This is a genomic window from Georgenia sp. EYE_87, from assembly GCF_023148685.1.
Taxonomy (GTDB): Bacteria; Actinomycetota; Actinomycetes; order Actinomycetales; family Actinomycetaceae; genus Georgenia.
In genome coordinates, this window is the sequence record NZ_JAHXNL010000003.1 from 164,379 (window position 1) to 176,762 (window position 12,384).

Here is a 12,384-nt window from a genome sequence, read left to right on the forward strand (position 1 = left end):
CGCCGACAATAGGTCTGTCTGGACTTGCTTGTCAACGACCCGTGACACCGGCCCGGCCCGCCCCGGGGCCCCCCCCCCCCCCCCCCCCCCGGAACGAGCACGGCCGGCCCCGGGCGATACTGCCCCGGGCCGGCCGCGCACGCTCCGGTCAGTCCGCGAGGGACCAGCCGTCGGCGACCATGCGCGCCCTGTCGGCCGGCTTCCGGTCGTCGAAGACCGGCCCGTCTGCGGAGTCGACCCGCACCCGGTCGAGGTAGACACCCTGGCCGCTGTAGAGCGCGTCGGTGACGTAGCTCAGCCGGACGGTCACCTCCCCCGCCAGGCCGTCGAGCTGGAACGTTGCGTCCCACCAGCGGTGCTCGCCGAACCCGGAGACGACGCCGTCGCTCGCCCGCTCCTCGGGGCCGGCCACGAGGGTGCCGGGCAGGCGCTGCCAGGTGGCACCGCCGTCGTCGGAGGCCTCGACGAGGAGGCGGTCGGTCTCCTCGGTGTGGAACCACAGGTCGAGCGCGAGCTCGGCCCCGCCGTCGGGAACGACGACGTCGACGGCCAGGGTGTTCTGCAGCCGGTCGCCAGTGCCGGAGTACCACGCCTCCCCCTGGGTGAAGCGATGGTCGGCGGCGGCGAGACCCGCGGCGCGGGCGACGGCGCGGCGCTGCGGGTTGACGTTGCTCCAGTCGCGGCTCGGGTGGACGCGGTTGGTCATGAGGATCGCGATGGTCTCCGTCCACGGGTCGATGACCAGCGAGGTGCCGGTGTAGCCGGTGTGTCCCGCGCTGCCGGGGCTGGTGAGCGCGTCGTGGTAGAACCACGCCTCGAGCTCCGGCCCGAGGCCGCGGTGGGCGGAGCTGATGTCCCCGGTGCGGTCCTGCATCATCGCCTCGACGGTGGCCGGCTCGAGCAACTGGGCCTGCCCGTAGCGTCCGCCGTTGAGGAGCATCTGGGCGAAGACCGCCAGGTCGTCGGCAGTGGAGAAGACCCCGGCGTGGCCGGCCACCCCGTCGAGCGCCCAGGCGTTCTCGTCGTGCACCGATCCGTGGACCAGGCCGCGGCCGGTCCAGGGCTGGTACTCGGTCGCGGCGATCCGCGGGAGCAGCTCGGCGGGCGGGTTGTACATGGTGTCGGTCATGCCGAGCGGGCCGGTGATCTGCGCGCCCACGTACTCGTCCAGCGGCTGGCCGGACACCGTCTCGACGACCTTGCCGAGAGTGATGAGCCCGATGTCGCTGTAGACGTAACGGGTCCCGGGCTCGGAGGTGGGCTTCACGGCGTAGACGGCGGCGAGGCGCGACTCGACGTCCGGGTAGGCGCTGTACAGCGGGAGCCATGCGGGCAGTCCGCCGGTGTGCGTGAGCAGCTGCTCGATGGTCACGTCGGCCTTGCCGTTCGCGGCGAAGGCCGGGAGGTGATCGGCGACCGGGTCGTCGAGCGCGACCTCCCCGGACTCGACGAGCTGCATGACCGCGACAGCGGTGAAGAGCTTCGAGATCGAGGCGAGGTCGAACATCGTGTCGGTGCCCATCTCGATCTGCTCCGACGTCGGCAGCTCCGTGTCCGGGTCGGCCCAGCGCAGCGAGTGGCCGACGGCCGTGCGCTCGGCGACGACCCCCCTGGAGGCCACCAGCGCCACGGCTCCGGGATAGGCCGGGTTCGGCTCGACCGTCAGACCTGCGGCGAGCGCCGGGGCGATCGCGGCGAGCGCCTCGGCGTCGAGCCCCGCCTGGCTCGCACTGCCGTCCTTGAGGGTGCGCGGCGGGGAGGTGGTGCGGTCCCAGGGGGCCGCGGTCGCGACGGCGGAGCCGGCCGCGGCGGCAGCGGCGTTGGCGGGGGTCGTGGCGGGCGGGGTGCCGGTCACGGCGGAAGGGGCGGAGGTCGTGGCGGGCGGGGCGGCCGCGGCTCCGGCGGGGACGACGGCGGCCCCCAGGAGGGCGGCCGCGAGGGCGGTGGCGGTCAGGGTCTTCTTCATGAGGTCTCCAGGCAGGCTGGACCGGGCCGGCGGTCAGGGACCGCCGGCCGGTCTGTGTCGGGCGGGTGCCGCGGCTCCGCCGTCGGGAGGAGCGACGGCGGGCGGCCGGGACGAGGACGGGCGGGACGGCGGGACCCGACGACGCGTCGGACCTCCGGCGTCGTAGCCGAGCCGCGTCGGAGCTACGGCGTCGGGAGCCGGGTCAGCCCTTCGCGCCCTCGCCGGGCTTGCCGGCGTGGTCGGGCCGGCCCGGTCCGCCGTCGTAGAGGCGGTACTGCTCGGCGAGCTCGTCGAAGGCGGCAAGCTCCTCGGCCCAGCCGGCGACGATCTCGTCGGGGTCGACGCCGGCGTCGAGCTGGGCGCGCACGTCCTTGGAGCCGGAGAGCTGGTCGATCCAGCACGTCTGCTCGGCGGTGCGGCAGTTGGCACCCTCGCGCCAGTCCACCTCGTCGATGTGCTCGAAGAGCGCGTCGAGCACGTGCAGGCCGGTGGGCACCGGCTGGTAGGCCGCCTCGTCCAGGACGTGGATCTGGACGCCGCCGGAGAAGCGCCCGGAGTGCTTGCTGGCGCTCGGCGTGGCGGACATCGGCCGGAACGTCACGCCCTCGAGGCCGCGGGCGTTGAGGTCCTGGGCGAGGGCGTAGGACTCGGTCTCGTCGATGAACGGCGCCCCGAACCACAGGAACGGCGTGGTGGTGCCGCGGCCCTCGGAGACGTTGATCGACTCGATGAGTCCGGTGCCCGGGTAGACGATCGCGGTCTCACGCGTGGGGATGTTCGGCGAAGGGAGTACCCAGGGCAGGTCCCAGTCGCTGACGATCTCGGCGGGGTCGTAGCCCTCCATCTCGACCACCTGCAGGTCCGCCGGGGTCTCGAGGAACTCGTCGTTGAAGAGCAGGGCGAGCTCGCCGACGGTCAGGCCGTGCTGCAGCGGGATCTCCCGCAGACCCACGAAGGAGCTGATCTCCGGGTAGTCGAGGACGGGCCCGTCGATCCGGTCGCCGAGCGGGTTGGGCCGGTCGAGCACCACGAAGGTCTTGCCGTGCTCGGCGGCAGCCTCCATCGCGTAGTACATCGTCCAGATGTAGGTGTAGAAGCGGGCGCCGATGTCCTGGATGTCGAAGAGCAGGACGTCGACGTCCTCGAGCATCTCGGCGCTCGGCTTCCGCGTCGGCCCGTAGAGGGAGTACACCGGCAGTCCGGTGCGCTCGTCGGTGTAGCTCTCGACGTAGGCGCCGGCGGGGACGCCGCCGCGCACGCCGTGCTCGGGGCCGTACAGCGCGGTGAGGTCGTACCCGCCCTCCTCCTCGCCGGCGATGAGCGCGTCGATGGTGTGGGTGAGGTCGCTGGTGACGCCGGTGGGGTTGGTGATGAGGCCGACGCGCTTGCCCTCCAGCATCTCGATCTGGTCCTCGAGCAGGACCTCGACGCCGAGCTCCAGCTCGTGGTCGAGACCGGGCGGGGTGTCCGGCCGGCCGCCGGGGTCCGTGGCCGCCAGGGCGCCGCTGACGCCGACGACCCCGGAGACCGCGAGCGCCAGTGCCGCCGTGCGGGAAGTTCTGCGTACCGTCATGACCGCTCTCTCCTTCGATGGTCCGCCCGCGGGCGCGGGCGGGTGGGGTGGCCGCCGCGCGGGCGCGACGGCGTCGTCCGGGGTGGCGGGGAGGGATCCGCCGGGTAGGTGCGGGGGCGTGGAGCCGCCCGATCGGTGCCGGGCGGTGGCGCCGCCCGATCGGTGCGCGCCCCGGCCGGCCGCGGTGCCGCGGCCGGCCGGGGCGCGACGGGTCAGCCCTTGGGGCCGCTGGCGTGCTGGTTGCCCTCGGCGGGACCGGCATTCTCCGGCGGGCCTGCGTGCTCGGGGGCGTCGGAGCCGTCCTTCGGCCCGGCGTTCTCCGGCGGGCCGGCGTGCTGCGGCGCGCCCGCGTAGGACAGGCCGAACCCGAGCGGGAGCAGGACGCCCTCGCCGTCGGCGGTGGGGATGTCGACCGGGAGGCGCCCGGCGGGGTTGATGTCCCCGAGCAGCACCCGGACCACGCCCTGGAAGTTCACCAGGTTCCAGCCGTAGCTGTTGACCACGGCGTCGGCGTCCGGGAAGACACTGATGTCGTACGGGTTACGCGTGGCGATGACGATCACGGGCACGCCGGTGGCGGCCAGCTCCCTGACCATCTGCTGCTGCGCCGTGTTCCCGGTCGCGTTGTAGGAGGTGAAGACGACGGCGTCCACGTCCCCCTGGGAGGCGCGGGCGACGGCGCGTGCGCGGTAGGCGGCCGACGGCGAGGTGCCGTTCTCGTAGTCCGCGATCACGTCCACGCCGCGCTCGGCGAGCATCGGCCCCACGCGCTCGGGCCAGCCGGCGCCGGAGCCGACGACGAGGACGGTCTCGTCACCGTCCAGCGGCAACGTGCGCTCCTCGTTGCGGAGGAGCGTGGCGGAGCGGTCGGCGATCGTGGCCGCGGTGGCGAGGTGATCGGCGTCGCCGAGGACGTCGCCGACAGCTTCGACGTCGGTGAACGGGTCCTCGAGGATGCCGCGCTCGGCCTTCCAGGCGAGGATCCGGCGCACCGACTCCTCCAGACGCTCCTCGGTCAGGGTGCCGTCGGCGACGGCCTGGCGGACGCCGTCGAACGAGGCGTCGACGTCCGGGGAGTTGAGCAGGATGTCGGAGCCGGCCTGGATCGTCAGCACGGCGATCTCCTCCTGGCTCCAGTTGGCCGCCATCGCCGCCATGTCGAGCGCGTCGGTGGTGATCAGCCCCTCGAAGCCCATCTCGTCGCGCAGCAGCCCGGTCAGGACGGCGGGCGAGAGGGTGCCGGGGAGGGTCGGGTCGATGGCCTCGACGATGATGTGCGCGGTCATGACCATGTCGACGCCCGCGTCGATGGCGGCCTGGAAGGGCTGCAGGTGCTCGTCCAGGGTGGCACGGTCGTAGGTGACCACGGGCAGGCCGTAGTGGGAGTCGACGTTGGTGTCGCCGTGGCCGGGGAAGTGCTTGGCCGTGGCCGCCACGTGCTCCTGCATGCCCTGGATCTGCGCGACGCCGAGCTCGCTCACGGTGTCGGGGTCCTCGCCCATGGAGCGGATGCCGATGACCGGGTTGTCCGGGTTGGAGTTGAGGTCCAGGACCGGGGCGAAGTCGACGTTGACGCCGATGGCGCGCATCTCCTCGCCGAGGATCTGGCCCTGCTTGTAGGCGAGGTCGGCGTCGAAGGTGGCGCCGAGCGCCATGTTGCCCGGCAGCACGGTCGCGGGCGGCCCGACCCGGGCGACGATGCCGCCCTCCTGGTCGATGGTGACGGCGAGCGGGACGCCCGGTCCGTCGTCGCCGAGCGCGGCCTCCTGCAGGCCGTTGGACAGCACCGCGGTCTGCTGCGGGTTGGCTGTGTTGCCGGACCAGGCGAAGTAGAGCACGCCGCCGAGGTCGTACTTCTCCACGACCTGAGCGGGGGTGTCGACGCCGTAGCGGGCCTGGTTCTGCGCCTTCATCGAGGTGTCGTGGGCCGAGGAGCCGTAGACGTGAGTCCAGGTCATCTGGCCGATGAGCTCGTCGAGTGTCATGTCCTCGACGAGCGCGTCGATCTCGGCGGCGGTGGGCGTCGCCGCCGGGGCCGTCGCGGCGGGAACGGCGGCCGGCGTGGCCGTCGTGCCGGTGACGGAGTGGGCGGGTGCCGTGGCGGCGAGGAGCATCCCCCCGGCCGCCAGTACGGTCAGCCCGGCGCGGGCCGACGTGGAACGGGTCAGAGTCACAGGTGTCCCCTTGCTGTGTGCCACCCGAGGACGCGCGGAAAACCGTCCCCCGGCAGTTCCTTGCACCCGGGCGGCCTCGCCCGGACACGTCTTGACCGGAACCGTAGGACGACCCCCTCCGCACGTCAAGACCTTCCATAGATCGTGCATCGCTTGCAAAGCGTTTTCACCGACAGTGCGCGCAGCGACGCGCGCTCGGCGTCTGGGCTCCGTCCTACCGGGCGCCCCCGAGCGCACGTATGTGACTCACGTCACACAAAGTTCTGGAACTACGGGACGTTGGCCCCAAGATCTGGACATATGGGATCGGGATGCTTGATGCAACAAAGACGTTCACAAACAGCCCAAAAGGGAGAGCACCATGGCCACCACCGAGAGTGTCCGGTCCACCAGCACCACCGTCTACCAGGAGCAGATCGTCACCTCCGGCGCCGCCCGCAAGGCGCTGGCTGTCAGCCGCATCGTCATCGGCTGGGTCTTCTTCTGGGCCTTCATCGACAAGCTGTTCGGCCTGGGCTTCATGACGCCGGCCGAGCGGGCCTGGATCAACGGCGGCACCCCGGCGCAGGGCTTCATCAAGGGCATCGAGGGTCCCTTCTCCGGCTTCTTCCAGATGTTCGCCAACCCCTTCGGCGACGTCCTCTTCATGGCCGGCCTGCTGGGTATCGGCGTCGCGATGATGACCGGCGCGGGCCTGAAGATCGCCGCGGTCACCGGCTCCCTGCTCATGCTGTTCATGTACCTGGCGGAGCTGCCGCTGGCCCTCGGCGGCACGAACCCGATCACCGACTCCCACTGGGTCGAGGCGATGCTGCTGATCGTCGCGGCCGTCACGCTCTCCGGCGACACCTGGGGCCTGGGCAAGTGGTGGGCCGGCAAGGTCGGCAACAGCTGGCTCCGCTGAACCGCGGCACCAACCACGCACCACCCCTGAGAACCCGCAGACGCACCACCACCCAGCACCACCCCTGAGACCCCCACCGAGAAACCCCGGCCCAGCGGGCCGGGGTTTCTTGGTGCCCACGCGCCGGTGCCGCTCGGCAACCGGCCGCGCAGGCTCGTGCGTCGAGTGCGACGTTGTCCGGCCTATGGGCGCCCGACAGGACGGACAACGACGCACTCGGCGTGGCGCACAGCGAGATGTTCACGCGCTCGCCCTGACGCCGGACCCACGGCCGCGGGTCACCGCCGCGGCACTGTGAACTCGTCGAGGACGTCCCCGGACTGGTCGAGGGCGCGGCCGACGATCCGGTCGTCGTAGACGGCCAGGTCCAGGTAGTGCCGGGTGGACGTGCTGACCTCGGTGAAGTCCTCCCACCCGGCCGGCCGCAGCTTGGCGGCGCCACCGGAGACGACGTACGTCACCCCCTCGATCGGCCGCGACCGCTGGTAGTCGTGGTCGTGGCCCGCCAGCACCAGGGGGACGTCGAACCGCTCGAAGAGCGGCACCCACGCCCGGCGCACGTCCAGGTCCGACCCGTGGTCCCCCGCGGAGAACGGCGGGTGGTGCAGGGCCACGACCGTCCAGCTGCCCGGCGGGACGTCGGCGGCGAGCGTCTCCTCGAGCCACCGGGTCTGCCGCGGCTCGTCCAGCCGGGTGGTGTCGAGGGCGACGACGCGCACGGGCCCGACCTCCTCGACGTACCAGCTGCTGTCCCGGCCCAGAAGGGCCAGGATCTCGTCCTGCTCGCCCCTGCGGACGTCGTGGTTCCCGAGCACCGGGATCAGCTCGGTGCCGTCGTCGAGCACGGGCGCGAACGGGTCCGTCACCCGTTCGTCGACCTTGGACGCGTGGCCCTGCTCGTAGACGAGGTCGCCGAGCAGCACGAGCGCGTCGTAGGGGCCCTGGTCGCTCGCTTCGTCCACCATCGCGTCGACGGTGGCGCGGATCTTCTTGTCGCCGGTGCCCGTGTCCCCTGCGACGGCGAGCCGGGCCTCCGGCGTCTCCTCCGCGGTCGGGGGCGCCGTCGGCGGCGCGGTGGGGGGCGCCGCTGTCGGGGTGGCCGTGGTCCGCGACGGCGTGGTCGAGGGCGCGGCGGGCGCCGAGGTCGGATGGGCCGACGGCGCAGCCGGCGTGGCGTCGTCCGGCGCCGGGTCACCCGGGCCGAGCAGACCCGCCGCCAGAGCCCAGAGCACCGCGACCACGGCGAGGACGAGCGCGACGGCGGTCGCCACCAGCCCTCGCCGCTGCTTCATGACACCCATGGTGCCGTCGCGGGGCCGGGCGCGGGCCCTGCTCGTAGTCTCGTCGCATGGGAACGGGCCACGTGTTCGTGGTGCAGGGCCTCCTGGAGCACCTCGACTGCGACGCGCTCGTGGTGCCCTCGGACCCGGAGTTCACCATCGAGCCGGACTGGCGCGCGGCGCTGCGCGTGGACGAGGGCGGCGAACCGCCGGCCCCGAGCGGTGGGCGGAGCGCGGCTACGGGCGCGGCGGGGCAGCGGGCTCCCCGTGCCCGCCCACCTGGTTCGTCGACGCCGTGTGGCGCCCCGGGCGCCCCGCCTGCGTGGCGGCGCAGGACCTCGCGGCCCGGCTGGCCGGCGCGCTGCGGGAGATCGCGGAGGCCGGCCTGGAGCCGGAGCACGGGCGGCCGCACCCGCTGGTCGCCGTCCCCGCGCTCGGCACGGGGGGCGGCGGGTTCGACGCGGTGCGCGGGGCGCTCATCGACCTGCTCCTGCAGACCTGCCAGGACGCCGTCGACGGCGCACCGCTCGACGTCGCCGTCGTCGCCAAGCACCCCGCGGACTACTCGGCCTTCCAGGAGATCCGGCGACGCCGCCCGGCCGCCGGGCGCGACGTCTCGCCGGAGCTGCAGGACGCCGCCGCCGAGCTGGCGGCCCGCGCCCGGCAGGGTGAGCTCGCCCTCTTCCTCGGCGCCGGCGTCGGCATCGCGGCCGGCCTGCCCTCGTGGGACGGCCTCCTCCGCCGGCTCGAGCGGCGCACCGGCGTGGCCGCCGACGACCTCGCGCCGCTGGACCGCGGCGAGCTGCTCCGCCGCGAGCTCGGCGGCTCGGTGGGCGAGGCGGTGGTGTCCGAGCTCGCCGGGGCCGGCCGCTACGGGCTCGCGCACGCCGCGCTGGCGGCTCTGCTGTGCACCGAGACGGTGACGACCAACTACGACGCCCTCTACGAGCTGGCGGCGCTGGACGCGTTCCAGCGCCCCGTGTCGGTGCTGCCGGGAGCCCCGGTGGAACCGGGCGGCCCGTGGGTGCTGAAGATGCACGGGGACGTCGCCCACCCCGAGTCGATCGTCCTCTCCCGCAGCGACGTGGTGGCCTACGACGCCACGCACGGCCCGTGAGCTCGGTGGTGCAGGCGCTCATGCTCACGCGGCACCTGCTGGTGGTGGGCGCCTCGATGACCGACGACAACTTCCTCCGCCTGGCGCACGAGGTCGCCGGGTTCCAGGACCGCGACGCGCGCACCCACGACGGCGACGGCGACGCCCTCATCGGCACCGTCGTCACCCTGTCGCCCAAGCCCGCGCAGGAACGGCTCTGGCGGGGACGGTTCCGCTACCTCGCCACCTCCGACGTCGGCACCGGCGCCGAGCGTGCCCGCGAGCTGGCCATCTTCCTCGACCTGCTCGCCATGCTCGCGGCCAGCCGCGACCGCTACCTGCTAAACCCGCGTTACGAGCAGATGCTCTCCGCGGACGAACGGCACGTGGCGAAGGCGGGCCGCGCGCTGGCCGACGCGGTCTCCCGCCTGCCCGGGGAGGGCGCGGCTGCGTGGGCCGGGCTGCGCGCGCAGCTGAGGCGGCTCGGGGCGGACGCGGGCGCCGGAGGGCGCTCCACGAGGGGGTGAGCGGAGTTTCGGGTGCCGATGTCGGTGGCACGCGCGAGGCTTGCGGCATGACACCGCGCAGCAAGGGCCCTGTCCACGTCGTGCTCGTGCCGGGCTACTGGCTCGGGGGCTGGGCCTGGGACCACGTCGTCCCGCACCTCGAGGAGAGCGGGCTCGTGCCGCACGCGGTGACCTTGCCGGGGATGGCGTCGCGGTCGGAGGACCGGGCCGGGCTGACGCTCGAGGATCACGTGCGGGCGGTGCGCGAGCTCGTCGAGGGGCTGGACGGGCCGGTGGTCCTGGTGGGCCACAGCGGTGGGGCGCCGGTGGTGAGCGGCGTGGGGGACGCCGTGCCCGAGCGGATCGCCCGGGTCGTCTACGTCGACGCCGGCCCGGTGCCGGACGGGTCGAGCATCGGCATCGAGGTGCCCGATGACGCCGTCGACCACCCGCTGCCGCCCTGGGAGGACCTGGCCGCGGACGACACCCCGCACGACGGGATGGACGACGCCATGCTTGCGAGGGTCCGGGAGCGGTCCGTGCCCACCCCCGCGGGCGTGGTGCGCTCCGTCGTCCGGCTCACGAACGAGAGACGCAAGCGGGTGCCCGTCACCGTCGTCTGCTCGACGATGCCCGCGGGCGTCCTGCGCGACGCCATCGCCCAGGGCGCCCCCTGGGCGGGCGAGCTGGCGGGGACGGACGTGACGCTGGTCGACCTGCCCACGGGCCACTGGCCCATGTTCAGCAGGCCGGCCGACCTCGCCCAGGTCATCGCCGCCGCAGCGAGGTGACGGGACGGCACCCTCGTCAGGTGCCGACCAGGGCGCTGCGGCGCTCGAGCAGGACGGTGTCGCGCCACCGCCCCGTCAGGGGGCCCGCGGCCATGCGGGCGACGCGGCGCCGGACGCCGACCTGACGGAATCCAGCGGCGCGGTGCAGGGCCAGGCTGGCGACGTTCTCCGGGAAGACGCTCGACTGGATGGTCCAGATCCCGGCGGCCTCGGTGGAACGGACGAGCGCGTCGAGCAGGGCCCTGCCGACGCCCCGGCCGTGGGCGGCGGGCGCAACGTAGACGCAGTGCTCGACCACGCCGGCGTAGACGGCCCGCGCCGAGACGGGACTGACGGCAGCCCAGCCGAGCACCTCCCCTCTACGGTCGAGGCAGACGAACCGGTGGTCGGCGAGGTGCCCGGCGTCGAACGCCGCCCAGCTCGGGGTGGTCGTCTCGAAGGTCGCGTGCCCGGTGGCGATGCCGGCGGCGTAGACGGCCTCCACCTCCGGCCAGTGCACCGGTTGCATCGCCGTGAGGGTCAGCACGTCGGTCATGCCGTCGAGTATGCCGCATTTGATTGACAAACGTCGATGGATAATCCATTCTCGGGGCCAGGCATCGACGATCGTCGATACGTCGCCCCGGCCGGGCTTGCCGGCCGACGCACCCCGGAGGCACCCGTGCCGCAGCACCCCGCACTTTCCGTGGACACCCTGCCCGTCGTCGTCATCGGCGCCGGCCCCGTCGGTCTTGCCGCCGCCGCTCACCTGCTGGAGCGCGGCCTGGACCCGCTGGTGCTCGAGGCCGGAGAGCACGTCGGCGCGGCGATCCGCGACTGGTCGCAAGTCCGCCTGTTCTCGCCGTGGCAGTACGACGTCGACGCCGCCGCGCGCCGCCTCCTGGAGGCCTCGGGGTGGACGGCGCCCGAGGGCGCGCGGCTGCCGACGGGCGGCGAGCTGGTGGCGGACTACCTGGAGCCGCTGGCCGCCACGCCGCGGCTGCGCGGCCGGATCGTCACCGGCGCCCGGGTCGTCGCCGTCAGCCGCGCGGGTCTGGACAAGACCCACGGCACCGACCGAGCGCAGCGGCCGTTCCTGGTCCGCACCGTCGTCGACGGCCGGGTCGTGGACCACCACGCCCGGGCGGTCCTCGACGCCTCGGGGACCTGGTCGCAGCGCAACCCACTCGGGGCGGCCGGCCTCCCGGCCCCCGGCGAGGAGGCGGCGGCACGGTTCCTGCTGGGCCCGCTGCCGGACGTGCTCGGCACGGACCGGCACCGGGTTGCCGACCGGCACGTGCTCGTCGTGGGCGCCGGTCACTCGGCTGCCAACACGCTCCTGAACCTGGTCGAGCTCGCGCGGACCGCGCCGCGGACGCGGATCACCTGGGCGGTCCGCGCCACCTCGGCGACCCGCGCCTTCGGCGGCGGCGACGCCGACGGCCTACCTGCCCGCGGCCGGCTCGGCGCCCGCCTCCAGGAGGCGGTGGAGGCGGGCCACGTCGAGCTGCTCACGTCGGTGACCGTCGCCGGGTTCGAGAGCGCCGGCGACCGGGTCACCGTCACGCTCGACTCCCCGGCGGGCCGCCGCGCGCTGACCGTGGACGCGGTCGCCGGGGCCACGGGGTTCCGTCCCGACCTGGACATGCTGCGGGAGCTGCGGCTCGACCTGGACCCGGGGCTCGAGGCACCCAGCCGCCTGGCACCGCTGATCGACCCGGAGTTCCACTCCTGCGGGACGGTGCCCGCGCACGGCGCGGAGACCCTGGCGCAGCCCGAGCCCGGCTTCTTCGTCGTCGGGATGAAGTCCTACGGTCGCGCGCCGACGTTCCTGCTGGCCACCGGCTACGAGCAGGTGCGCTCCGTCGCCGCCCACCTCGCCGGGGACGAGCGGGCCGCAGGGAAGCTCGAGCTGAGCCTGCCCGAGACGGGCGTGTGCTCGTCCGCCCTGCCGCAGCCCGAGGTCGACGGAAACGCCGTCGTCGGCAGGACCTCCGGCGGGTGGCGCGGCCCGGCCGTGCCGCAGGAGGTCACGATCGGTTTCCCGACCGGCCTTCGGCACGGCCGCTCGGGCAGCTAGCCAGCACCGCACCCCTCCGCCGGGGGGGGCGGCCG

At 73.9% G+C, this 12,384-nt stretch carries 10 protein-coding genes; 5 read left to right on the plus strand and 5 right to left on the minus strand.

The features are described from left to right. Positions 1–148: 148 nt before the first annotated feature. The 3 genes from KZX45_RS06485 to KZX45_RS06495 all read right to left on the minus strand — a co-directional run bounded on the left by KZX45_RS06485 (position 149) and on the right by KZX45_RS06495 (position 5,713). Positions 149–1,966: a serine hydrolase domain-containing protein gene (locus tag KZX45_RS06485; protein ID WP_248256907.1), complete on the minus strand. Its 1,818-nt coding sequence runs from the start codon at positions 1,964–1,966 to the stop codon at positions 149–151. Positions 1,967–2,168: 202 nt separating this feature from the next. Continuing rightward, positions 2,169–3,539, minus strand: a complete 1,371-nt coding sequence (locus tag KZX45_RS06490) for an exo-beta-N-acetylmuramidase NamZ domain-containing protein (RefSeq protein ID WP_248256908.1) — start codon at positions 3,537–3,539, stop codon at positions 2,169–2,171. 212 nt (positions 3,540–3,751) lie between these two features. After that, positions 3,752–5,713 (minus strand): glycoside hydrolase family 3 protein, encoded by a 1,962-nt coding sequence (locus KZX45_RS06495; protein ID WP_248256909.1) that lies wholly within the window; start codon positions 5,711–5,713, stop codon positions 3,752–3,754. Between the two features lie 361 nt (positions 5,714–6,074). On the opposite strand from KZX45_RS06495, the gene KZX45_RS06500 reads away from it, so the two are divergent. After that, positions 6,075–6,617, plus strand: coding sequence for a DoxX family protein (locus tag KZX45_RS06500; RefSeq protein ID WP_248256910.1), 543 nt, complete (start codon positions 6,075–6,077; stop codon positions 6,615–6,617). Between the two features lie 278 nt (positions 6,618–6,895). Here KZX45_RS06500 and KZX45_RS06505 read toward each other — a convergent pair whose 3' ends face one another. Further along, positions 6,896–7,909, minus strand: a complete 1,014-nt coding sequence (locus KZX45_RS06505) for a metallophosphoesterase (RefSeq protein WP_248256911.1) — start codon at positions 7,907–7,909, stop codon at positions 6,896–6,898. A 310-nt stretch (positions 7,910–8,219) separates the two neighbouring features. On the opposite strand from KZX45_RS06505, the gene KZX45_RS06510 reads away from it, so the two are divergent. Genes KZX45_RS06510 through KZX45_RS06520 form a run of 3 tightly spaced genes read left to right on the plus strand, consistent with a single transcriptional unit; the run spans position 8,220 to position 10,290 of the window. Continuing rightward, complete coding sequence (locus KZX45_RS06510; protein ID WP_248256912.1) at positions 8,220–9,014, plus strand: SIR2 family protein; 795 nt, start codon at positions 8,220–8,222, stop codon at positions 9,012–9,014. Then, entirely contained in the window at positions 9,011–9,520 is a 510-nt protein-coding gene (locus KZX45_RS06515; RefSeq protein ID WP_248256913.1) for an SIR2 family protein, read from the plus strand. The genes KZX45_RS06510 and KZX45_RS06515 overlap by 4 nt, the downstream gene beginning before the upstream one ends. A gap of 47 nt (positions 9,521–9,567) precedes the next feature. Continuing rightward, positions 9,568–10,290, plus strand: a complete 723-nt coding sequence (locus KZX45_RS06520) for an alpha/beta fold hydrolase (protein WP_248256914.1) — start codon at positions 9,568–9,570, stop codon at positions 10,288–10,290. A 16-nt stretch (positions 10,291–10,306) separates the two neighbouring features. Here KZX45_RS06520 and KZX45_RS06525 read toward each other — a convergent pair whose 3' ends face one another. Continuing rightward, positions 10,307–10,825: a GNAT family N-acetyltransferase gene (locus KZX45_RS06525; protein WP_248256915.1), complete on the minus strand. Its 519-nt coding sequence runs from the start codon at positions 10,823–10,825 to the stop codon at positions 10,307–10,309. A 126-nt stretch (positions 10,826–10,951) separates the two neighbouring features. On the opposite strand from KZX45_RS06525, the gene KZX45_RS06530 reads away from it, so the two are divergent. Continuing rightward, on the plus strand, positions 10,952–12,349 hold the full coding sequence (locus tag KZX45_RS06530) for an FAD-dependent oxidoreductase (protein WP_248256916.1): 1,398 nt from the start codon (positions 10,952–10,954) through the stop codon (positions 12,347–12,349). Positions 12,350–12,384 lie beyond the last annotated feature (35 nt).

Coding starts and splice junctions, on each gene's coding strand:
- KZX45_RS06485 (WP_248256907.1), bottom strand. CDS start 1,966: ATGAAGAAGACCCTGACCGCCACCGCCCTCGCGGCCGCCCTCCTGGGG.
- KZX45_RS06490 (WP_248256908.1), bottom strand. CDS start 3,539: ATGACGGTACGCAGAACTTCCCGCACGGCGGCACTGGCGCTCGCGGTC.
- KZX45_RS06500 (WP_248256910.1), top strand. CDS start 6,075: ATGGCCACCACCGAGAGTGTCCGGTCCACCAGCACCACCGTCTACCAG.
- KZX45_RS06505 (WP_248256911.1), bottom strand. CDS start 7,909: ATGAAGCAGCGGCGAGGGCTGGTGGCGACCGCCGTCGCGCTCGTCCTC.
- KZX45_RS06520 (WP_248256914.1), top strand. CDS start 9,568: ATGACACCGCGCAGCAAGGGCCCTGTCCACGTCGTGCTCGTGCCGGGC.
- KZX45_RS06525 (WP_248256915.1), bottom strand. CDS start 10,825: ATGACCGACGTGCTGACCCTCACGGCGATGCAACCGGTGCACTGGCCG.